Source organism: Rhodopseudomonas pentothenatexigens (assembly GCF_900218015.1).
GTDB lineage: Bacteria > Pseudomonadota > Alphaproteobacteria > Rhizobiales > Xanthobacteraceae > Rhodopseudomonas > Rhodopseudomonas pentothenatexigens.
The window spans coordinates 35,331-57,174 of sequence record NZ_UFQQ01000011.1; the positions used below are offsets into that span (position 1 = coordinate 35,331).

General features: G+C 65.0%; 17 protein-coding genes and 1 pseudogene. 12 read left to right on the forward strand and 6 right to left on the reverse strand.

Going from position 1 to position 21,844, the window contains the following annotated elements:
* Positions 1–19: 19 nt before the first annotated feature.
* The 4 genes from DWA33_RS11930 to DWA33_RS11945 all read right to left on the reverse strand — a co-directional run bounded on the left by DWA33_RS11930 (position 20) and on the right by DWA33_RS11945 (position 4,719).
* Positions 20–652 (reverse strand): response regulator transcription factor, encoded by a 633-nt coding sequence (locus DWA33_RS11930; RefSeq protein WP_114358318.1) that lies wholly within the window; start codon positions 650–652, stop codon positions 20–22.
* On the reverse strand, positions 649–3,003 hold the full coding sequence (locus tag DWA33_RS11935; RefSeq protein WP_114358319.1) for a PAS domain-containing protein: 2,355 nt from the start codon (positions 3,001–3,003) through the stop codon (positions 649–651). Before DWA33_RS11935 ends, DWA33_RS11930 begins: the two co-directional genes overlap by 4 nt.
* Positions 3,004–3,071: 68 nt before the next feature.
* On the reverse strand, positions 3,072–3,599 hold the full coding sequence (locus tag DWA33_RS25430) for a cytochrome P460 family protein (RefSeq protein WP_114358320.1): 528 nt from the start codon (positions 3,597–3,599) through the stop codon (positions 3,072–3,074).
* A gap of 67 nt (positions 3,600–3,666) precedes the next feature.
* Positions 3,667–4,719, reverse strand: coding sequence for an alpha/beta fold hydrolase (locus tag DWA33_RS11945; RefSeq protein ID WP_114358321.1), 1,053 nt, complete (start codon positions 4,717–4,719; stop codon positions 3,667–3,669).
* A 234-nt stretch (positions 4,720–4,953) separates the two neighbouring features.
* Between DWA33_RS11945 and DWA33_RS11950 the strand changes: the two genes are divergently transcribed.
* On the forward strand, positions 4,954–6,375 hold the full coding sequence (locus DWA33_RS11950) for an aldehyde dehydrogenase family protein (RefSeq protein WP_114358322.1): 1,422 nt from the start codon (positions 4,954–4,956) through the stop codon (positions 6,373–6,375).
* 351 nt (positions 6,376–6,726) lie between these two features.
* Here DWA33_RS11950 and DWA33_RS25650 read toward each other — a convergent pair.
* Both DWA33_RS25650 and DWA33_RS11960 read right to left on the reverse strand, forming a co-directional pair.
* Positions 6,727–7,161: pseudogene (locus tag DWA33_RS25650) on the reverse strand (site-specific integrase); the annotation flags it as partial.
* A 119-nt stretch (positions 7,162–7,280) separates the two neighbouring features.
* Positions 7,281–7,802, reverse strand: coding sequence for an RNA polymerase sigma factor (locus DWA33_RS11960; RefSeq protein WP_114358323.1), 522 nt, complete (start codon positions 7,800–7,802; stop codon positions 7,281–7,283).
* A gap of 264 nt (positions 7,803–8,066) precedes the next feature.
* Between DWA33_RS11960 and DWA33_RS11965 the strand changes: the two genes are divergently transcribed.
* The 11 genes from DWA33_RS11965 to DWA33_RS12015 all read left to right on the forward strand — a co-directional run bounded on the left by DWA33_RS11965 (position 8,067) and on the right by DWA33_RS12015 (position 21,756).
* On the forward strand, positions 8,067–9,848 hold the full coding sequence (locus DWA33_RS11965; RefSeq protein ID WP_114358324.1) for an IucA/IucC family protein: 1,782 nt from the start codon (positions 8,067–8,069) through the stop codon (positions 9,846–9,848).
* Positions 9,832–11,565 carry an IucA/IucC family protein gene (locus DWA33_RS11970; RefSeq protein WP_114358325.1) on the forward strand — a complete coding sequence of 578 codons (1,734 nt, stop codon included), beginning with the start codon at positions 9,832–9,834 and terminating at the stop codon, positions 11,563–11,565. The genes DWA33_RS11965 and DWA33_RS11970 overlap by 17 nt, the downstream gene beginning before the upstream one ends.
* On the forward strand, positions 11,562–12,830 hold the full coding sequence (locus tag DWA33_RS11975) for an AMP-binding protein (protein WP_114358326.1): 1,269 nt from the start codon (positions 11,562–11,564) through the stop codon (positions 12,828–12,830). Before DWA33_RS11970 ends, DWA33_RS11975 begins: the two co-directional genes overlap by 4 nt.
* Positions 12,827–14,137: a DUF6005 family protein gene (locus DWA33_RS11980; protein ID WP_114358327.1), complete on the forward strand. Its 1,311-nt coding sequence runs from the start codon at positions 12,827–12,829 to the stop codon at positions 14,135–14,137. Before DWA33_RS11975 ends, DWA33_RS11980 begins: the two co-directional genes overlap by 4 nt.
* Positions 14,138–14,229: 92 nt before the next feature.
* Positions 14,230–15,135, forward strand: coding sequence for a siderophore ABC transporter substrate-binding protein (locus DWA33_RS11985; protein WP_114358328.1), 906 nt, complete (start codon positions 14,230–14,232; stop codon positions 15,133–15,135).
* A complete protein-coding gene (locus DWA33_RS11990; protein WP_114358329.1) occupies positions 15,132–16,109 on the forward strand; it encodes an ABC transporter permease in 978 nt (325 codons plus the stop codon). The genes DWA33_RS11985 and DWA33_RS11990 overlap by 4 nt, the downstream gene beginning before the upstream one ends.
* Positions 16,102–17,052, forward strand: a complete 951-nt coding sequence (locus tag DWA33_RS11995) for an iron chelate uptake ABC transporter family permease subunit (RefSeq protein ID WP_114358330.1) — start codon at positions 16,102–16,104, stop codon at positions 17,050–17,052. Before DWA33_RS11990 ends, DWA33_RS11995 begins: the two co-directional genes overlap by 8 nt.
* The gene (locus DWA33_RS12000; protein ID WP_107355504.1) at positions 17,049–17,807 is read left to right on the forward strand and encodes an iron ABC transporter ATP-binding protein; all 759 of its coding nucleotides are present in this window, start codon (positions 17,049–17,051) and stop codon (positions 17,805–17,807) included. Before DWA33_RS11995 ends, DWA33_RS12000 begins: the two co-directional genes overlap by 4 nt.
* Positions 17,808–17,926: 119 nt before the next feature.
* A complete protein-coding gene (locus DWA33_RS12005) occupies positions 17,927–18,916 on the forward strand; it encodes a FecR family protein (RefSeq protein WP_114358331.1) in 990 nt (329 codons plus the stop codon).
* A 164-nt stretch (positions 18,917–19,080) separates the two neighbouring features.
* Positions 19,081–21,246 carry a TonB-dependent receptor gene (locus DWA33_RS12010; protein ID WP_244601268.1) on the forward strand — a complete coding sequence of 722 codons (2,166 nt, stop codon included), beginning with the start codon at positions 19,081–19,083 and terminating at the stop codon, positions 21,244–21,246.
* 24 nt (positions 21,247–21,270) lie between these two features.
* Positions 21,271–21,756 (forward strand): GNAT family N-acetyltransferase, encoded by a 486-nt coding sequence (locus DWA33_RS12015; RefSeq protein WP_244601269.1) that lies wholly within the window; start codon positions 21,271–21,273, stop codon positions 21,754–21,756.
* Positions 21,757–21,844 lie beyond the last annotated feature (88 nt).

A 21,844-nucleotide genomic window follows, 5' to 3' on the forward strand; every position in this document is an offset into this window, starting at 1 on the left:
CGCCGCCAATGCGCGCCCGTCAGATTGGGGCCCTTACCCCCAACGCCTCCGCCTTGCGCACAAGATCGGCAACCGTGCGCGCGTCCATCTTCTTCATCATGATGCCGCGATGGATCTTGACGGTGACTTCGCTGACATTCAGCTCGCCGGCGATCTGCTTATTCATCAGCCCGGCCGCGACGAAAGTGAACAATTGCCGTTGGCGCGGCGTCAGCGACTCGAAGCGCTGCCGCAGATCGGCCAGGGCGCCCTCGCCCTCGCGCCGCGCGCGATCCTTCGCGAGCGCACGCGTGACCGCGTCCAGCATGTCCTGGTCGCGGAACGGCTTGGTGAGAAAGTCCACCGCGCCGGCCTTCATCGCCCGCACCGACATCGGGATATCGCCGTGGCCGGTCATGAAAACGATCGGAATGTCCAGCCCGGTCTTCGCCAGCGAGTCCTGAAAATCCAGGCCGCTGACGCCAGGCAGGCGGATGTCGAGCACCAGGCAGCACGGGAGATCCGGAATCCCGGCTTCGAGCACCTGAGCGGCCGAGCCGAACACTTTCACCTGAAAGTCCATCGATCGGAACAGATACGTCAAGGCGACACGCATCGACTCGTCGTCATCGACGACCAGCACCATCTGCCGCGTGTCGGACTTGTCCGTCATTCGGCGGCTCGCGCCAACTCGGCTGCGGGGGCCAGGGCGAATTGGAATGTCGCGCCGGGGTGATCCGCGTTGGCGGTCGCCCAGAGCTGCCCGCCATGCTCCTCGATGATCGAGCGGCAGATCGGCAGCCCCATGCCCAGACCATTCGGCTTGGTGCTGACGAACGGATCGAACAGCGCCTGCGGATTGTCGGGAAGGCCGATACCGCTGTCCTCCATCGCCACGACCGCCCGACCGGTCTCGTCGCGCGACGTCCTGATCGTCAGCGTGCGCGGACGATCCGTCACCGCGTGCATCGCCTCGATGGCATTGACGATGAGGTTGAGCACCACCTGCTGCAATTGCACATGATCGGCCATGACCGGAGGCGCGGCGCCAAAATCGCAACGCAGTAGGATGCCCTGGGAGTGGATTTCATTCTGGATCAATGCCACCACCTCCGCCACGATGCCTTCAAGGCCGACCTGCCGGCGCTCGAAATCGGCCTTGGTCATCAGGCCTCGGACACGGCGGATGACCTCGGCCGCCCGGTTGCCGTCTTTGACGATCCACTCGACGGCGCCCCTGACATCGTTCAGGTCCGGCGCCGGGCGATCAAGAAACCGCAGACAGGCCTGCCCATTGGCGACGATCGCCGCCAGCGGCTGATTGACCTCGTGGGCGATCGTCGCGCTGATCTCACCGAGGGTGGCGATGCGACCGGCGTGAGCGAGCGCGTTTCGTGTGGTGTTGAGCGCCTCCTGCGCCCGCCGAGTCTCGGTGATGTCCATCAGCGCACCGACGATCTCTCCGGCCTCGTCGCCGCGGCGGAGGCGGTGGGCAACGACGCGCAGCTGCTTGATCGTCTGGTTCGGCATCAATAACCGCACCTCGTAGTCCCACGCCTCGGCGCCGTCCTTCGCGCAGCCGAGTTGGTTGATCATCCTGAGGCGGTCGTCAGGATGAATCCGCTGCAGCAGAAGATCCGTCGTCACCGCCGTCCTCGGTTCGATGTCCGTGATCTGATAGGTCTGGTCGGACCACAGATGCCGGTCCGCGACCGGATCCCAGGCAAAGCTTCCGGTCTTGCTCAGCTTCTGGGCCTCGGCCAAATACAGCCGGCTGCGCTGCAATTCGAATTCAGCGCGCTTGCGGTCCTCGATGTCCGTATTGGTTCCGTACCAGCTCACGACCTCGCCGCCATCGCCGCAATGCGCTTCGGCGCGGAACAGAAACCAGCGATAGCTGCCGTCGAGGCGACGCATCCGCGCCTCGATCTCGCCAGGCTCGTGCGAGGCCAGCATCTCCCGCCATCGGTCGTGCAACTGCGCGCGATCATCCGGATGGACGACCGAGATCCAGCCCCAGCCGCGCGCGGCTTCCAGCGACAGTCCGGTGTAGTCGAGCCAGCGCTGATTGAGATAGTCGGCCGAGCCGTCCGCGGCCGTCCGCCACGCCAGCGTCGGAATCAGATCGAGCGTGAGGCGCAACTCACGCTCGGTCGCCGCCAGCCGCGCTTCTCGATCGCGCAACGCATCTTCGGCGATCTTGCGGTCCTCGATGTTGAAGCCGATCGAGAACCATTTCTGGATGCGGCCGTCGGCGTCGCGCAGCGGCGCCCGGCGGATGCTGAACCACTGGAACGCTCCATCGGCGCCGCGGATCGGCGCCTCGGTGGCCATCGGTCTGCCGCTCGCCAACGCCTGCCGCCACGTCTCGCGCTCCGGATCGTCCGGATGAAACAGCGTCCCGCCTTTCTGGACCGCCTGCTCAAGAGAGAGGCCAGTGTAGTCTATCCAGGTCTTGTTGACGAGACTGTGGATGCCGTTCGGCCGATACACCGACAGCATCGCGGGGATCGAGTCGACGGTCTGTTGCAGTTCGAGCTGCGCCTCGGCGACGCGGCTCTGGCTCGCGCGCAGTTCGACTTCGAGCCCGCGCCGGGCCTGATTTGTCCGACGATTCGAGTCGCACAGATAGGCGACGAACAGCGCCGCGGCGGCGAAGAACACCAGCTGCGGAACGTCGTGCGCGCGGATGGCGAAGCTTTGCAGCGGCGGAAGGAAGAAGTAATCGAACGCCAAGATCGCCATCGCGATCGCCACGATGGCCGCGGCAATGCCCCTCCGCCAGGCCACATACATCACCCCACAGGAAAACAGCGAAGCCGATGGCGCGATGGCCAGCAACGCCTGCAGACCGAAACCGCCGGCGACCGTGATCGCGACCACCGCGCAAGCGTACGCGCAATCGAGGCCTATCTTGGCCAGGAACTGCCGCGTGAGACGAGATGGCATCGTCAGCTCCTCTTCAGGCTCGGCTGTCAAGGCCGGAGAAGCCGTGAACAACGTGCCATGAGCAAGACATACCATCTTACCACCGACGGTCCCAACGAACAGTCCGCATCCGCGCCTGTTGAACCGCTGAATCCGCACGGCGCTCAGCGGGCGTAGCGGGTGAAGACGTAGTCGTGCCCGACGACACGTACCTGATGGCAGGCGAAGCAGGTCCGGTGCTCCGCCGCGTCGGCCGGCCGGCCCTGCACGAACCGGCCGAAGCCCCACCCGCCGCTATCGGCGAATTTGCGCGCGTCCTTGACCATCACCTGCACCGTGGTCGCTGCGCCTGGAACGGAGGCCGGCTCGAACTCGCCGGACGGAGTCCGCTTCCAGGCGAGCTTTACCAGCACGGCACCATCCGGAAACGGCAACTGCCCCTTTGCGTAAGCCGCCATGGCGATCGGATTGCCGAGCACCGCGCGCAGTTCGTCGAGCGGCTTACCTTCCTCGGCAGGAGCGACCAGCGGCCATGTCCGATAGCCCTCCGGCAACGTCACGCCATAGATCGGCGAGGCGACACCCGAGCCGGCCGTGTCCTTGTTCGCGACCGTCTGCGACGCGGAAGACAGGCCCGCGACCACGCAGACCACGGCGGCGGTCACAACCACTCCGGCAAACAGTGGTTTCATGTTTGCTCCGGATACGAGAGACGATCCACCGCCGCGCGGTCGAAGACCCTAACGGACGCCGAGTTCATCATCGAACCGTACCGCCGCCGGCGACGTCGATGATCGCCGCCGCGAACGCCTGCGGCGCCTCCTGCGGCAGATTGTGTCCGATGCCGCCGGTGATCAGCCGGTGGGCATATTTGCCGGTGAATCGCTTCGCGTAGCTGGCCGGCGGCGGGTGCGGTGCGCCGTTAGCGTCGCCCTCGAGCGTGATCGTCGGCACCGTGACGGCGGGAAATGCCGCGAGCTTGCGTTCCAGATCGTCGTATTTCGCCTCGCCCTCGGCCAGGCCGAGTCGCCAGCGATAATTGTGGATCGAGATCGCGACGTGGTCGGGATTGTCGAGGGCCGCCGCGGACCGCGCAAAGGTGGCGTCGTCGAACGCCCAATGCGGCGACGCCAGCTGCCAGATCAGCCTGGCGAACTCAGCCCGGTACTTGTCGTATCCGGCCCGGCCGCGCTCGGTCGCGAAGTAATACTGGTACCACCATTGCAGCTCGGCCTTCGGCGGCAGCGGCGACTCGTTGGCCGCCTGGCTGCCGATCAGATAACCGCTGACCGACACCAGGCTGATGCAACGCTGCGGCCACACTGCCGCGACGATGTCCGCGGTGCGGGCGCCCCAATCGAAACCCGCGAGATGTGCGCGCTCGATCTTCAGCGCATCCATCAGATCGATGATGTCGACCGCGAGCGCGGCCTGCTGGCCGTTGCGAAGCGTGTCGCCCGACAGGAACCGGGTTTCGCCGTAGCCGCGGAGATACGGCACGACGACGCGATAGCCGTTGCCGACCAGGATCGGCACGACCTCGGCAAAAGCGTGAATGTCGTACGGCCATCCGTGTAGCAGGATCACGACTGGGCCGGCCTTCGGCCCGGCGTCGATGTAGGCGACATTCAAGGGACCGGCGGCGATGTGATCGAGCGGACCGAACGCTGCGCCTCCGCCCGCCCTCGCCGGCGCAGGACCGGGCTTCGGTTCCGCGGCCGCCGGTGTCGCGACGCCGAGCGACGCGGCCGCGAGCGTGCCGGCTGCGAAGCTCAGCAAGCGACGGCGGGAATGAACAAGCGTGTCTGACATCGGGCTATCTCCTGATCGGATGCTGCTGGCGATCATTGCACCGGCGTCGCTCACGGCGGAATCGGCTGGGCGTCTGCCGCACTACGCCTTGGGTATAGGTGCATCGCCGCTCCGGCGAATTGCGAGCCGTCCCCGAGCCGATAGGTTGCCGCCGCAACCGCAGAAGACCCGCGTCGCGAACAACGGGCCGATCGAAACTCCATCCTGTCCCTAACCTTAGGAGAGCTGGCTCCCATGCGCGCGATCGACACGACCTATATCGACGGCAGCTTCGTTGCGGTGTCGGGGACCGAGAGGCTCGATATCGTCAATCCCGCGACCGAGACCTCGATCGGCACGCTCCGCCTCGGCAGCAGGCGCGACGCGCGGCGGGCGATCGACGCGGCGAGCCGCGCGCAAGCCAGCTTCTCGCGAACGACGAAGCGAAAGCGGCTCGACCTGCTGCGTGCTCTGGCGGCGGCGGTGCTGCGCCGTTCGAGCGACATTCGCGACGCCACCATTGCCGAGTACGGCGCGCCGCTCGGCCGCGCGCGCTGGATCAGCCAGTACGCTTCAGACTGCTTCACCCTCACGGCGGAGGTGCTGACCGACTACGAGTTCAGCCGCCGGATCGGCGACGCCACCGTGCTGATGGAGCCGGTCGGCGTCTCGGCGCTGTTCGCCCCTTGGAACGCCGCCGCCGGGACCATTTGCAGCAAGCTGGCGTCGGCGCTCGCCGCCGGATGCGCCTGCGTCGTCAAACCCAGCGAATTCGCCGGCCTGCAGGCCCACATCGTCGCCGAAGCGATTCACGACGCGGGGCTTCCGGCCGGGCTGGTCAATTTCGTCAACGGCCGCGGCCAAGAGGTCGGCGACGAACTGGCGAGGCATCCTCGGATCGCGCGTGTTTCATTCACCGGCTCGACGCCGACCGGAAAGGTGATCGCCGGATCCGCGGTCGAGTCGATGAAGCGTGTCAGCCTGTCGTTGTCGGGCAAGGCGCCGGCGATCATCCTCGACGATGCCGATCTCGCCGTCGCCGTCCCGCTGGCGCTGCGCGCGGGCCTGCAGAACAACGGCCAGGCCTGCATCGCGGCCACCCGCATCCTCGTTCCGGTCCGCAAGATCGACGAGGTCAAGGCGATCGCCCGATCGGCCATCGACACCCTGAAGGTGGGCCTGCCGACCGCCCCCGACACCGAGCTGGGGCCGCTGGCAAGCCGCGCCCAGTTCGAGCGCGTGCAACGGTTCATCGCCGGCGGCATCAAGCAAGGCGCCACGCTCGTCGCCGGCGGCCCCGGCCGGCCCGATGGATTCGACTGCGGCTATTTCGTTCGGCCGACGATCTTCGGCGATGTTTCGCGCGACATGGAGATCTCCAGGGAGGAGATCTTCGGACCAGTGATTTCGATCGTCTGCTACCGCGATGAAGACGACGCGATCGAGCTCGCCAATGACACGGACTACGGGCTGTTCGCCTATGTCTGGTCGGGCGATCCGGCGCGGGCCCAACGCATGGCGCGCGAACTTCGCGCCGGCGAAGTCCTGATCAACCGGATCGCACCGGAATTGCGGGCGCCGTTCGGCGGCGTGAAACAGTCCGGCCTCGGCCGCGAGTTCGGCGTGTACGGCCTCGAGTCCTTCCTCGAACCGAAATCGATCGTCGAAGGCCCATAGCCGAAGGAGACAACCCGACCTGGCCAACCGAGATGCGCAAGTCCGCTTCGGGCCCGAGCCAGACATTATCCTCTGGTTTACGTAACGCCCGCTTTCGGTGTGAAGCAGACCCGCCGGCGTGGACGGAGTCGAAGGGTAGGCCCCCAGAACCAATCCGCATTTCACCCGTCGGCCGAAGCGTGGGTCGTTACACCGGTTGCGAGCCGCGAAGCTCCAGGGACAATCTAACCGTCCAGCCTCCGCTGCAACGATGGAGTCATCCGGAAACAATCTCGACCTCTGCTCAGCAGGGGTCGGGTTCAGGTATCTCATCAGCACTGCGACGGTCTTGTGACCGCTCTGCCGCATCAGCGTCTCGAGGTCGGCGCCACGCGCCGACATTCGGGACAGGGCTTCATGTCGGAGATCGTGGATGCGGAGATCCGGGCATTGCGCCGTGATACGAATCTCGTTCCGCCACGCGTTCTCGGCGACGAAAACCTGAACACTCTGCTGTCCGCCGGCTCCCGGTCGGTCAGGTCGAGCAGGCCGCCGTAGGCGCGGTCCGAGATCGCGACATGGCGCGCGCTGCCGTTCTTCGAGTCCGGAATGACGACGAACCCGGGCTCCTGCCGGATCCATGCGCACTCGATCGACACGCCTCGAGGGGCCTCCGGCGACGTGCTTTGGCCGCAACGGCGATACCACCGGTGGACGAGACATAGCCGACAATGCGCTGGCCCATGCTTGCCGGAAATGAGCCCGCCGTGGCTGCGCTTTCGTTCGGGTAGCACCTTGGCTCTTCATGCGTCTGGTGCTCGGACGCGGATTTACGTCGTGGTGACCTTCGTCCAAGATCGCAACGGACCCGCGCCGCCCGAGCGAGATCGCGATCGCTCGCGATCCGAACCCGCTCGAGACGAGAATTAGATAGTCTCGCGACGCTGCCGCCAGGTGCGGCAGAATTCGAGCGCGGAGATCATCTCCTTCTCGACGGTCGAGACCGAGATGTTCAGGCTGCGCGCGATCTGCGGATAGGTCATGCCGTCGACCTTGCTCAGCAGAAAAATGCGTTGGGTGCGCACTGGCAGCGTCTGCAGCGCACGCAGCAGCGCGTCGAGATCCAGCCGGCTCGCCACCGCGTCTTCTGGGTCCACCACGCCGGTCTGCAACTGCTCCGACGACACATTGCTGGCGTAAGAGGCGCGGACGCGTTCTGCCCGGATCGTGTCGCACGCGAGGTTGCGCGCGGTCGTGACGACGAGACCGACGTCCCGTTCGGTCACCTTGCGATTCATCAGCTTGATAAACGTCTCGTGGACGACGTCTTCCGCCGTATGCGCATTGCCGGTGATGCGACGCACCATCCGTTTGAGCTGGCCCTGCTCCGCTCCGAATATACTGAGCAGTTCTGTCGCAGACGACATGAGATCCCCATCGTAGCGCATCAGCCCCGACCGAACGCCAAGCGTCCGAAGTAACCGCCGAGACCATCGCCACGAAATTCGACGCGGAGCGAGGCTCGCGGACATTACCGCCGGTCATTCTTCTAACCGCATTCCTCGCGGATCTGTCAACGCCGCCCGGTCTTTGCAATCGATGATTGGTTGAATTCTAAATGACGCACCCGGCCACGATTACGGGGTTGGGCGCTGTCGACCGTTGAACCCATACGGCCCAGCAACTCGGGCCGCTCTGCGGAAGACACACCGATGCCCCAATCCATGCGCGAGATCGCCGAACGCGCAACGTTCCAGAGCTTTGCCAATTGCTACCGGCGCGAAATCGACCCGGGAATGCCCTCGCAGGAACGGCCGGAGTGCGGGGATCGGCGGAGCTACGTCGAGTGGTCATGCCCGATGTCGGCTGCGACATTGCGCGCCGAAATCGAACGGGAGTCGCTGTGCGGTCCGCTCCGCTTCGGGCGTGTCTTCATTTGCCGAGCACCGGAGAACGCCTGGCACGAAATCGCGCCGCTCCGCGCGCTCTATCTGATGGTGCAGGAATGCTATTCCGGAATGGGCGCCGCACGGGCGGAAACGCTGCGCAATGAGGAGGTCGAGCTGCTCGGCCGCATACTCGCGAGCTATCAGTGCATTGCCGATAGCCTGCAGCGATTCTCCGGGGAGGCAGGCCGAACCTTTCTCGACGGCGAACAAAGCCTCATGTTTGGGCATTGGCTGCACCCGACGCCGAAGAGTCGGCAAGGCATGGCCGACTGGCAGCAGCCCGCTTATGCGCCGGAGCATCACGGCCGGTTTCAACTCACATACTTCGCCGTCGACGCAGCTTTATTACGTCACGGCAGCACAGATGAGATTTGCGTCTCTGGAATTCTCGAGACTCTCCTCCCTACGGCCGACCGCCCGACGTTGCGTCCGGGCGAAACCCTTCTGCCCCTCCATCCGCTGCAGGCCGAAGCCGTGATGCTCGATCCCGACATCGCGGAACTCGCCAGGCAAGGCCGGCTTCGCCGCCTCGGTTCGTTCGGTGCGGAGTTCTCGCCGACGTCCTCGGTCCGCACGCTCTACAGCGCCGAGATTCCGTGGATGCTGAAATTCTCACTGCCGGTGCGGATCACCAACTCCTTGCGGATCAATCGGATGCCCGAGCTCAAGGCCGGGGTCGCAATGTCGCGGTTGTTCGCGCGCACCGATTTCCTCGCGCGCCATCCTTGCTTCCGCCTGATCCGCGATCCAGCCTACCTGACGCTCGCCCTCCCCGGCCGCATCGAGAGTGGATTCGAAGTCATCTTCCGCGAGAATCCATTCACAACGGGCAACGAGAGCAAGGGCATCACGATCGCGGCCCTGACGGCCGATCCTCCGCCTTGCGCGCGCTCGCGGCTCGACCTGTTGGTGCGCGAACATGCTGCACAGCAAGGCCTGCCGGTGGCGAGTGCTTCCCGGCAATGGTTCTCGGCCTATCTCGATTGCGCGCTGGACCCGCTCGTCAAGCTCTATGACGAACTGGGCGTGGCCTTGGAAGCGCATCAGCAGAACGTTCTGCTCGACGTCTCGGCCGGGCTGCCGACCGCGTCCTATTATCGGGACAATCAGGGCTTCTACCTGTCGAATGCCCATCGCGATCGGCTGGTCGCGCTGGTGCCGGACACCGCCGAGATCGGCGGCTTGTATTTCGACGATCGCGTGATCCAGGAGCGGTTCGCCTATTACCTGATCGTCAATCAGATCTGTTCGGTGATCGCCCGCATGGGGCAGGATCGGCTGATCGACGAAGAAGCGCTGCTGATCATGTTGCGCGAGCGGCTCGACGACTTGGCGCACGAACTCGGCGGCGTCGGACGCGACTTCGCCATCGGCCTTGTCGAGCGCCCGACCGTTGCCGCGAAGGCCAATTTGCTGACACGGATGTTGGGCATCGATGAGCTGGAGGCCGAGGACGGCCGCGCGATCTATGTGCAGTTAGCAAATCCGCTGTTCGGCAATCGCCGTCCGGCGCGACGGGGAGAAGCTCGTGTCGCTTCCCGGTGACATCCCTGCCCGACCGGAGGAGCGGATCGTACGCCAGCTTATTGCAGCGGCCTTGTACGAAAACCTGTTCGGTCCTTTGGCGTCGGCGGCCGCCCCGGCGCGGCCCTTCGAGTGGCGCAGTGGCGCGCAAGCTTGGCGAGCGCGAGGCCGGCTCGGCGCGTTCGGCCGGCCTCGGCTCGAGCCGGGAACGGTCGAGTGCCGTACCGGCAGCGCGTGGCGTCAGGCGTCGATCGCCGATGCGGTCGCGGCCCTTCCCGGGGCCCCGCAAGAGCACGCGCGGCTCGCTCAGGAACTCGGTCAGACCGAAGCGCTGGTGCGTTGGAATCGGCTCAATGCTCCGCGCCACGACCGGCGACTGATGTCGTTCTCCACACTCGACGCTGCGATCGACGAAGGGCACCCCTACCACCCCTGCTTCAAGTCGCGCACCGGATTCGATGAGCACGACCACCGCTGCTACGGCCCTGAAGCGGGTGGCTCGTTCCAGTTGGTCTGGCTCGCGGTGGCCCGGGACCACATCGATCTGTCGTTGCCAGACACGGAAGAGACGTTCTGGCAGCGTGAGCTCGGCGCCTCGGGACTCGCAGAGATCGAAGCGCGCGCTGCCGCCCTCGGCCTCGAACACGAACGTTTCGGCTTGATGCCGATCCATCCGTGGCAATGGCATGATCTGTCGACCAGCCGCCTGCGTCCCCTGTTCGAGGCCGGCCATATACACTATCTCGGAGCCGCTGGTGACGCGTATCGCGCCAGCCAGTCCGTGCGAACGCTCTGTAACGCTCAGAGCCCATGCCGGAGCAACGTGAAGCTGTCGCTCGGCATCGTCAACACCTCGACTCGCCGCAACATCGAGGCGCATTCGGTCGCGACCGCCCCGCTGCTGTCGCGCTGGCTCGACGCAGTTCTCGACGGCGACCCGCTGTTCAAAACCCGCTATCGGCTCGACATCGTCCGCGAATTTGCCGGCGCGATCGTCGATCGGGATGGTTCGCTCGAGGGAGACGTCGCGGCGATCTGGCGGGAGAGCGTCGAGAGCAAGCTTGCGGACGGCGAGCGTGCAGTGCCGTTCAATGCGCTGATGGCGATCGAAGCAGATGGCCTGCCCTTCATCGATCCGTGGCTGCAGCGCTACGGCATCAAGCCATGGCTCGACCGATTGATCGACGTCGCGGTGCTGCCGGTGTGGCGGCTCCTCGTCGTCCATGGCATCGCCACTGAAGCGCACGGCCAAAACATGGTGCTGGTCCACCGCGACGGCTGGCCCGAACGTCTGATCCTGCGGGACTTCCACGACAGCCTGGAATTCGTGCCGGACTTCCTCGCCGATCCCAACCTGGCACCGGATTTTCCAGCTCTCGATCCTCGTTATCGTGGCGCGCTGCCGAACCAGTACTATTGGATGGAACGGCCGGAGGACTTGCGCGATCTGTTCGTCGATTGCCTGTTCGTGTTCAATCTGTCCGAGATCTCGCATCTGGTGCAGAGCTTCTACGGGATCAGCGAGGGCGCCTTCTGGCATCGGGTGTCGTTGCGTCTGGCCGCCGACATCGCCGAACACGGCCTCGGTGAACGCGTCGCCCGTCTCGGCTTCGGCGCACCTGAGATCGTGATCGAGAGCCTGCTCGCTCGAAAACTCGGCCTGTCGGGCGACGCTCTGCAACACAAAGTCCCAAATCCACTTACGGCCGTTGCGCCGATCGCACGGGAGTACGCATGATCCAGGCCGGCGACAAATTCTACGATCAGGCCCAGCTGCAGGCGATGGGCGCCCGCGCCGCTCAGGCTGTGGGCCTCAATGATCGGTCCAAGCTGAGCTTTGCAGTCTGCCTGTCCGATCCGGCAGAATTCTTGGCACTGCTGCTCGCCATCCGGGATGCCGGTGCCAGCGTGCTGCCGATCCATCCGTCGACGCCGCGCGCTGCGGCGCGCCGGCTGGCAATCGACCTCGGCTGCCACCGGCTGGTGACCGATGATCTCACTATCGAGGATCTGGGCGGCGAAGGTCCCGGTCCCGGCGGGCTGCTGCAGACCACATCCGGCACCACCGGCGAACCGAAGCGGGTCGCCCGCAGTTGGGCTGAGATCGATCGCGAGATCGACAGCTATGTGAATACTTTCACCGCCCCACAGAACATGACACCGCTGATCGCATGCCCGATCACACATTCCTATGGACTGATCTGCGGCGTTCTGGTCGGGCTCCGCCGCGGCCAGATTCCGCACATTCTCGGCACGGCCAATCCAAAATATCTCATCGCTCGCCTGCGCCAGACCAACCGGCCGCTGCTGTATTCATCGCCCGCGATGCTCCACACCATCGCCCGCCTGCTGCCCGCAGGCGAGACGATCCATGCCGCGATGACGTCCGGCACCCTGCTGCCCGACCAATGGCTGATGACGATCCGGGCCCGGACCACGCATCTGTTTCAGCAATATGGCTGCTCGGAAGCCGGATGCGTGGCGATCAATCCGAACCTGGCCGCATCAAGCGACATGGGAGTGCCACTGTCCCATCTCCGTGTCGAGGCCGGAGATGCTGGTCAGCCGCGCGAGATCGTGGTCCACGTCGGCGAACGCGCAATCCGGACGGCCGATCTCGGCTACACCAAAGACGATGGCACATTGGTGTTCCTCGGGCGCCTCGACGACACCATCAATGTCTCTGGCCTCAACGTCTATCCAAAGGAGGTCGAGGACGTGGTGATGGCGATGCCGGGTGTGACCGACGCGGTCGTCTTCCGACGGCAAGATTCCCTCGCGGGCGAGCGAGTCGCTGTGGCGTTCAGCGCCGACCACAGCATTGCGGCGGCGGACCTGCGCGACTGGTGTATCAAGAACCTGGCTCCCCATCAGGTCCCAATGGAGACGGTGCGCCTGCCCCGGCTGCCACGGCAGGCGAACGGCAAGATCAACCGGCGAGACATCGCCGCCTTGCATGCCGAAGGGCGCCTCGAGCTTTTGGCAGAGGAGACCGCGGCGTGACTCGCCAGGAGATCACGGCCGCGATCCACCAGGTGCTTGCCGAGCGGATGAACAACCGGCATCTCGACGGCTTCGGCCCACAATCGCGGCTGAACGCCGACCTCTATCTCGACTCGGTGTTGCTGCTGGACCTGCTTTTGCATCTGGAGCTCGATCACGGCATCGTCGTCCCCGAAGCGGCTGTCGCAGCGACCGCGATCGAAACAGTGAGCGATCTGGTGGAGTTGTTAGCCGTCCCCTCCCCGGCTGCCGCAAGCGCCAGTGATACTGCAGTCGCGGACGCACCCGACGTCCATGCCGACGTCTGTCCGGACATCAAAGTACATTGCGTCGTGTCGTGTCTCTGCGACGCGGTGAAGGCCGCCGGCCTCGATCACCGTCCGATGTATTTCGGTCTCTGGGACGCCGACTTCGCTGTCTCCGACAAGTTTCAATTGCGCTATCACACCGATCAGATCAGCCACGGCTTCTTTTGCCATTGGTTCGAGCGGCTCTACGGCGTGCATGTCACCGAATGGTACGATCACTCGACGACCAAGCAGGCCAATCTCGACAGGCTGATTGGTCTGGTCGCCGCCCGGCAGCCGACCGAAAGCGTGATGGTGATGCTGGACATGTTCCATCTGCCGGAGCGGGAGAACAAGTTCAACCAGAACCCATTTCCGCACTATCTGATGGTCGAAGCGACGGCAGATCCGGAAATCTGGCGGGTTCGCGATCCCGACTTCCGCTGGGAGGGGCCGATCGCCAAAGACCGTATCATCAACGCCGTCGCTCAACCGAGCGTCGCCGGTGGTTACATGTTCGATCGTCGCGCCATTCAGCTGCCGGCCGCGGCCGACATCGGCGACTATTTTCTGGCGTGCTTCGTATCCAACGACAATCCGCTGATCCGCCGCATCCGCGAAGTCGTCGATGCCCATCTCGGCTGCCGCGATGGCCTGCGCCTGCAGGCGCTCGGCGATGCGGTGCGTGAGCTTCCCGTGCTGTCGATCCGGAAATGGGCTTACGAGCACGGCTTCGCCTTCTTCTGGCGCGAACTGGAGTTGCCGAACGACACGTTCCTGACGTGGTGCGACCGGATCGAAGAGCTCGCGCTCGGCCTGCCGGCGCTGCATCTGAAGATCCTGCGGTTGGCCCAGACAGAGGATCGCGCCTGCGCCGCCGACATCTATCAGGCGCTGGACCAGCTGGATGCGCTGGAAACCGCGATCAAGGCCAAGCTGCACGAGGTGTTCGTCTGTTGGTGTGCCCGCCAAGGCCTGACCGGGGCGGCGCCCCAAAAGCGCCGAGCCGGTGTGCGGTGATGAAACTCTCGGTCTGCACCATCACGTTCCGCCATCAAACTTCACTTCGGCAAGGGGCGGCATTGGCTCGCCGCTTCAGCCAAAGGACAATCATGTATTTGATCCGCATGATCACCGTGCTGACCGCCCTCGCTCTGCCTGCGATGGCATCCGCAGAAACGATCGAGATTCCGACCGCGACGGGCATCGTCAGAGTGCAGGCAAAACCGTCTCGCGTCGCCGTATTCGACATGGCAGCGCTCGATACGCTCGACCTGCTCGGCGTCAAGGCTGCCGGCGTTCCGGATCGGGTGTTCCTGCCCGAACTGAAATCAGCCGCTGCCGGCGGCGAGGTCGTCGGCACGCTGTTTGAACCTAATCTCGAAGCCCTTAGCGCGCTCGATCCGGATCTGATCATTCTCGGTGGTCGTTCATCGCCCAAGGCGAAGTTCACCTCGCGTATCGCGCCCACGATCGACATGACGATCGACGGACAGGAACTGGTCCGGGATGCCGAAGCCCGGCTTCAGGCCTACGGCCGGCTGTTCGGCCGGGAGCAGACCGCCGAGCAAGAAAAGCAGAAGTTCAACGCGGCAATCGCCGCGGCGCGCGATGCGGCCAAGGGTAAAGGACGCGCGCTGATCGTGATGACCAACGGGCCGAAAATTTCCGCCTTTGGCCTCGGATCGCGGTTCGGCTGGATTCACAGCACGCTCCAGATCGAGCCGGCGGTGACCACCATGGCCCCCTCGATCCATGGCGAAGCGGTCTCCTTCGAGTTCGTCCGCAAGGCCGATCCGGACTGGCTGATCGTGGTCGACCGCGCGATGGCGATCGGCGCCGGCGACAATCAGGCGCGAGCCACGCTCGACAACGAGCTGGTGCGCGACACCAGGGCCTGGAAGAGCGGCCGCGTGATCTATCTTCCCTCCGCCGATCTGTACATCGCCGGCGGGGGCATTCAGGCGATGACCCGCGTTCTGGCGGCTCTCACCCGCGGCTTCTCGGAGCCGCGATGATTGCAGTCGAGCGAGCCGCCTCGCGCTCCGCTGGGACGACCGCGCTGCTGGCGCTGGTCGCCCTGTTCGCCGTCAGCATCTTCGTCGGCGTCGGCGACGTCGCGCCGCGCGACGTGTTGACCAATCCCGATACGCTTTATCTCGTTGCCGCGAGCCGGCTGCCGCGCACGCTGGCCGCCGTTCTGACCGGCGCCGGCCTCGCGATTGCCGGCCTGGTAATGCAGACGCTGGCACGCAACCGGTTCGTGGAGCCGACCACGGCGGGCACGGGCCAGAGCGCCGCGCTCGGCATCCTGTTGGTGGCGCTGTTGCTCCCTTCGGCCTCGATCGCCACCAAGACACTGGTCGCGAGCCTGACCGCCCTCGCCGGCACATCGCTGTTCCTGGCGATCGCCCATCGGCTGCCGCCGACACAGCCGTTTCTGGTGCCGCTGTTCGGGCTGGTCTACGGCGGCGTGGTCGGCGCCGCCGTCACCTTCGTCGCTTGGCACACCGATCTGCTGCAGTTCATCGAGATCTGGACCAACGGCGAGTTCTCCGGCGTGCTGCGCGGTCGCTACGAACTCCTCTGGGTCTCGGCCGCTGTCCTCGCCGTGACCTGGGCGTTCGCCGACCGCCTCACTTTGATGTCGCTCGGACGCGACGTCAGTGTCGGGCTGGGGCTGGACTATGCCCGCATGATGCAAATCGGGCTGCTGATCATCTCGATCGTCACCGCGCTGACCGTGGTGATCGTCGGGATGATCCCGTTCGTGGGTCTCGTGGTCCCCAACATGGTTTCGCGGCTGATCGGCGACAACATGCGGTCGCTGATCCCCTGGGTCGCGGGAAGCGGCGCCGCCCTGGTGCTCGCCTGCGACATCATCGGCCGGCTGCTGCACTTCCCCTACGAGATCCCCGTCGGCACCGTGCTGGGCGTCGTCGGCGCAGCGTCATTCCTGTGGCTTCTATTGCGCCGTCCGTCCGATGCGTGACAGATCGCCGATTGTGCTGGCCTCGCTCGGCGTGGTCGCGCTCGCTTGCATCGCAGCCTACATGACGGTCGGGCTGCGTGGAAACGTCTGGTTCGCCCTCGAACTGCGCGCCGTCCGCCTGGCTGCGCTGATCGTAGTTGCGGTCTCGATTGCAGTCTCGACGGTGGTGTTTCAGACGGTGACGACCAACCGGATCCTGACGCCGTCGATCATGGGACTCGACGCGCTCTACGTGTTCGGCCAGGCGCTGCTGGTGTTCGCCGTCGGCGGGCTTGGTATCGCGGTGCTTGACCCGCGCCTCAAGTTCGCCGGCGAGACCACAGTGATGGTGATCCTCGCGGCGCTGCTGTTTCTGCCGCTGCTGAAGGCCCGCATGGACCTGATCCTGATGCTGCTCACCGGCGTCACCGTCGGCGTGCTGTTCCGCAGCCTGTCGTCGCTGCTCGCCCGGCTGATCGATCCCAACGACTTCGTGGTGCTGCAGGGCGCCAGCTACGCCAATTTCAGCAAGATCCACGGCGAGCTTCTGATCGCCGCCTGCGCGCTGACGCTGGTCGGCATCGCCATCGTCTGGCGGATGCGCCATGTCCTCGACGTATTGGCGCTCGGCCGCGATGTCTCGACCGGCCTTGGCCTGGAATGGCCGCGCGTCGTTGCGGGCATGATTATGCTGGTCGCGGCGCTGGTCGCGGTCTCGACCGCGCTCGTCGGGCCGGTGGCGTTCTTCGGCCTGCTGGTCGTCGCCCTCGGCGAACGGCTGATCGATACGCGGCGCCACGCGATCCTGCTTCCGGCCGCGGCGCTGGTCGCCGTGATCGTGCTGGTCGGCGGCCAAACCATCCTGCAGCATGTTCTCGGCGGCGCCTCAACACTTGGCGTCGTCATCGAGTTCGTCGGCGGTCTGGTGTTCCTCGTAATGCTTCTGCACGGAGTCCGGCGATGATCGTCGTGAACAACGTCTCGCTCGCCCATCAGGGCGCGCCGATCCTCAAAGACATCAATCTGGAAATCCCGGAGACCGGCGTCACCGCGTTGATCGGGCCGAACGGAGCCGGCAAATCGAGCCTGTTATCGCTGATCGCCCGGCTTCAGCCATTGCAGCAAGGCACCATCACGGTTGACGGCTTGACCGTCGGCGCGACGCCGAGCCGCATACTCGCCCGCACGCTCGCGATCCTGCGGCAAGATCCGGCGATTGCCAGCCGGCTGCGCGTGCGTGAGCTGGTCGCCTTCGGCCGGTTCCCGCACAATGGCGGCCGCATCACCGACGAAGATCGGGCACTGACCCAGGCCGCGCTCGAACGCTTTGATCTGACGTCATTCGCCGACCGCTTCATCGACACGCTATCCGGCGGACAGCGGCAGCTCGTGCTGGTGGCGATGACGTTCTGTCAGGGCACGCGATGGTTGCTGTTGGATGAGCCGCTCAACAATCTCGACATGTTTTATGCGCGCGAGCTGATGCGCGCCCTCCGCGAGATCGCCGACAGTGAACGGCGGGCCATCGTGATCGTTTTGCACGATATCAATCAGGCGGTGACTTACGCCGATTACATCGTCGCCCTGAAGCACGGCGCGGTAGTCGCGAGCGGCCCTCCGGCGCTGATCGCAAACACAACCAGCTTGCAGCGGATCTTCGGCTATGAGATGCCGGTCGAAAGCTATCACGGCAAGCCGATCGTTCTGAACCACTTATGAAGTCTTGATGCATTGAAACACGGCATCCTACGATCATACGCGAGAATGCGGCTACGGCCGCGCGTCGGAGACGCGCGGCGTCGATCATGCCCCCGCGCGTCGCGAGAGATGGCGTGGAGATGAACACCGCATCGAATAACGACGATCGTCAGCGGGCGCTCCAGGAGGCCACCGAGTGGTTCGTCCGCCTCAACAATCCGCTCGTGTCGGACGAAACCCGCCGCGCTTACCAGATCTGGCTCAGGGCGGATGCAACGCATCCTGCGGCGATGCAAGACGTCTCGGAGCTCTGGGGTGCACTCGACCAGCCGGCGGCACAGCTCGCCGCTTCCGGATGGCACCGCGACACCCCGGCGCCGATCCCAACTCCGCGTCCTCGCCGCCCGGCAAAGATCGGAGTGAAGTTCGCCGCCGCTTCGGCGGTGCTGACGCTGGTCGCGGCGATCTTGATGTGGCGCGATCCCGGCATCATCGACCGGGCCTTTGCCGATGCGGCCACGCGCCCTGGTGAGCGGCGCGACGTGCGCCTCGCCGATGGCTCGCTGGCGGTGCTCGACGGCGACACGGCCCTGAACAGCGACATGGCGGGCGGCCGCCGCGTCGTGACCCTGTTGCGCGGCCGCGCCTGGTTCGACGTCGTTGCCGACTCCGCACGTCCTTTCACCGTCCACGCGGGACAGGTGGACGTTCAGGTTCGCGGGACCGCCTTCGAGGTGGACCGCGACGCTGCGGCGGTGACTGTCGAGCACGGCCGGGTTGCTGTCTCAGGCCCTCCGACGACAGATCTTGAAGTCGATTTGACCGATTGGCAGCGGGTCGCGTTCCAGAACGGTCGCCTCAGCACGCCAGCCGCGATCGAACCGGACCAGGCATTCGCCTGGCGACGCGGCCTGATCATCGTCGACCGCGCGCCATTGTCGCAGGTGGTCAAAGAGCTCGACAAGATGGCACCCGGTCACGTTCTGATCGTCGATCGGCAACTCGAACGGACGACGCTGTCCGGTACTTTTCGCGCCGACGATCAGGAGACGGTGCTGGAGGCGCTCCGCGCCACCCTTGGGGTGCGCACCTTGTCGGTGCCTGGCGTGGCCACGCTGATCTACCGGTAATGCTTCTCATTATTTTTACGGGTTTTGCCTCGCACGCACGTTGATCAGCGAGGGCTCTGAATGCGTACCCCTCGACCGTCGTGGGGGACGTCAAGACCATGCGAAGATTTGCCAGTGTCGCCGGATCGAGGTGCGGGGCCTCCCTCTGTGCGCTGGCACTTTTCGTGACCGCGTCCGAAGCCCGGCCGCGAGCGGACGCGACGTTCGACTTCCGGATCGCGCCCAAGTCGCGCCTGTCGGCGCTGGCCGATTTCACGACGACAACAGGTATTCAGGTCGTTCGGCTCGGCGGAGGTGCAATCAGTGGCGCCTCACCCGCCGTCAGCGGCCGCCTTGCCGCCGAGACCGCGCTGCGCGAAATTCTCGCCGGATCGAACCTCGCCTATCGCTTCACCGGCCCACGCACCGTCACCATCGAATCGGCGCCCGACGCCGCCATCGCGCTCGAAACGATCAGCGTGACTGAGGTCAGCATCGGGCGCGGCGGCATCAGCGAGATCGATATCACCAGCGCCGATATCGAACGCCGAAATGCGACGGACCTGAGAGGCGTGTTCCGCGGCGAACCAAGCATCGTGGTCGGCTCGTCATTGCCGATGTCTCAGAAGCTCTATGTCCAAGGCATCGAGGAGACCAATCTGGCGATCTCGATCGACGGCTCACGCCAGAACAACAAGGTCTTCCACCACAACGCCACCACGATGATCGACCCCAGCCTGCTTAGGGCGGTGCGTGTGGATGCCGGTGTGGCGCCAGCCGATGCCGGCCCCGGCGCGCTCGGCGGCGCGATTGCTTACTTCACCAAGGACGCACGAGACTTCCTCTCCGCGGACGGTTTCGGGGGCTCGATCAAGTCCACGTTCAATTTCAACGGCAACGTCTCGACCACCAACCTCACCAGCTACAGCCGCCAGGGCGAATTCGAGGCGCTCGGCTCGTTCACTTATGGCAAAGGCAGCGAATTTCGAGCCGGTAACGGCGAACAGGTGCTCGGCAGCGCCACCAATGTCCTGAGCGGGCTCGGTAAGCTCGCCTATCAGAACGCCGACGGACATCGCTTGTCCATCAGCCACGAGCAGATCCGCGACGACGCCATCCGGCCGTTCCGCGCCAATGCGGTGCAGATCTACGGTTCGCAGACCACGCCGCTCGTCCGTCCCTACAAGCTCGACCGGCAAAACACGGTCGTCAGCTACTCCAATGTCTCGCCGGAGGGGTGGTGGAATCCGAACGTCGTGCTTGGCTACAACCGCACCCAGGTCGCGGTCGATCAGTACGCCGGTGCCACGCCTGAGACCTACAGCTACACCAGCGAAGGCGTCACCGACAGTCTCAACGGGAAGCTGGAGAACAAGTTCGCGCTGCCGATCGGAGACATGGTCGCCGGCATCGATTTCTACCGCGACCGCGCCAGATCGATCGAACGGGCTTATCGAACTGCCGAGACCTCCGACAATGTCGGCGCCTATGCCCAGGCCCGGCTGACATTCCTGGACAACGCCAAGCTGTCGTTCGGGCTACGCGGCGACCATCAGCAGTTCGGCGGCATCAACGGCTTCCGCTCCAGCGACCAGGGCTTGAGCAGCAACGTATCGGGCGAATACGCCCTGACCAGTCACCTGACCGCCAAGGCAGGTTACTCCAACGTCTGGGCCGGCGTTCCGCTTGCAGAAAACTATGTCCAGAACCCGGCCTGGAACTACGGCACCGGACCGCGTGCGGTCACCTCGGACAACGCCACCGCCGGCCTGGTAGCGCACTTTGCGAGCTTCCGGATCGAGGGTGGCGTGTTCCGGACTCGAATCTGGGATGCCCGCGTCCCGCTGTGGGCCGCCGACATGGCGCTGCGCGCCTTCGATGTGCAGAGCCAGGGCTTCCACGTCGGCGGCGCCTACTCTTGGGACGATGGCTTTGTTCGCCTGCAGTTCGTTCGCACCGACGCAACGATCAATGGCAGGCCGGCCGACAGCTACCTCGGCAAGTACCTGACCGCTCCGATCGGCGACATCCTGACGGTTCAGGTCGCGCACAGTTTCGTACCGTTGAGCCTGACGATCGGTGGTGATGTCGAGATCGCGTTCGAGGATGACAGCCTTCTGAACCCCGCCACCGGGATCGGCCGGCTCGACGGCTACGAAGTCGTCAACGTCTTTGCCGAACACCGTCCGATCGCCGTGCCGTCGCTGACGCTTCGCGGCGAGGTTCGCAATCTGTTGAACCAGACTTATGCGGCACGCGGCACCTACGGCCTTGAATACGGCAGCGGCGTCGTGCGGCCACTCTATGACCCCGGCCGCTCCTACCTCGTCAGCGCCAAGCTGACGTTCTAGCTGGCCCGCGCCATGGACAACGACATGCATGTGATCATTCGAGCGATGCGCCGGGAAGATTCGGCCGACATCTACGAAATCGTCAATCAGCACGCCTTTCGATTCTGGACTCTCGCCCTTCCCTTCGAGTCGTTCGAAACCATCGCCAAATGGCTGGAGCCGCAGTCCCCGCGCGACCTGCACTACTCGGCCGAGTTGGATGGACGCGTCATCGGCGCGTCAGCCTTGCGCCCGTTTTACGGGCGCCGCGCCCACGCCGCGGAATTCTGGATCGGCGTTCACGAAAACTACGCGCGCATCGGCGTCGGCTCGAAACTGCTCGCCGCGATGGTCGACACCGCCGACAACTGGCTGAACATCAAACGGCTGGAGATGACGGTGTTCACCGACAATGTCGCAGCGTTGGCGCTGTACGCGAAGTTCGGCTTCGCAATCGAGGGCACCCACAAGGCCGCCAGCTTTAGAGACGGCGAGTTCGTGGACGCCCATTGCATGGCGCGGCTGCGATGAACTGCCGCTCCTTCCCTCCCATTCGGCCTCGAAGCGCCGCTCGACGCGGCCGCGAACCGTGGCCCCAGATCACAGCTGATCGCCCGCA

Excerpts from the sequence above, each read along its gene's own strand:
- DWA33_RS11930 (WP_114358318.1), bottom strand. The coding sequence starts at position 652 with ATGACGGACAAGTCCGACACGCGGCAGATGGTGCTGGTCGTCGATGAC.
- DWA33_RS11935 (WP_114358319.1), bottom strand. The coding sequence starts at position 3,003 with ATGGTATGTCTTGCTCATGGCACGTTGTTCACGGCTTCTCCGGCCTTG.
- DWA33_RS25430 (WP_114358320.1), bottom strand. The coding sequence starts at position 3,599 with ATGAAACCACTGTTTGCCGGAGTGGTTGTGACCGCCGCCGTGGTCTGC.
- DWA33_RS11945 (WP_114358321.1), bottom strand. The coding sequence starts at position 4,719 with ATGTCAGACACGCTTGTTCATTCCCGCCGTCGCTTGCTGAGCTTCGCA.
- DWA33_RS11950 (WP_114358322.1), top strand. The coding sequence starts at position 4,954 with ATGCGCGCGATCGACACGACCTATATCGACGGCAGCTTCGTTGCGGTG.
- DWA33_RS11960 (WP_114358323.1), bottom strand. The coding sequence starts at position 7,802 with ATGCGCTACGATGGGGATCTCATGTCGTCTGCGACAGAACTGCTCAGT.
- DWA33_RS11965 (WP_114358324.1), top strand. The coding sequence starts at position 8,067 with ATGCCCCAATCCATGCGCGAGATCGCCGAACGCGCAACGTTCCAGAGC.
- DWA33_RS11975 (WP_114358326.1), top strand. The coding sequence starts at position 11,562 with ATGATCCAGGCCGGCGACAAATTCTACGATCAGGCCCAGCTGCAGGCG.
- DWA33_RS11985 (WP_114358328.1), top strand. The coding sequence starts at position 14,230 with ATGTATTTGATCCGCATGATCACCGTGCTGACCGCCCTCGCTCTGCCT.
- DWA33_RS11990 (WP_114358329.1), top strand. The coding sequence starts at position 15,132 with ATGATTGCAGTCGAGCGAGCCGCCTCGCGCTCCGCTGGGACGACCGCG.
- DWA33_RS11995 (WP_114358330.1), top strand. The coding sequence starts at position 16,102 with ATGCGTGACAGATCGCCGATTGTGCTGGCCTCGCTCGGCGTGGTCGCG.
- DWA33_RS12000 (WP_107355504.1), top strand. The coding sequence starts at position 17,049 with ATGATCGTCGTGAACAACGTCTCGCTCGCCCATCAGGGCGCGCCGATC.
- DWA33_RS12005 (WP_114358331.1), top strand. The coding sequence starts at position 17,927 with ATGAACACCGCATCGAATAACGACGATCGTCAGCGGGCGCTCCAGGAG.
- DWA33_RS12015 (WP_244601269.1), top strand. The coding sequence starts at position 21,271 with ATGCATGTGATCATTCGAGCGATGCGCCGGGAAGATTCGGCCGACATC.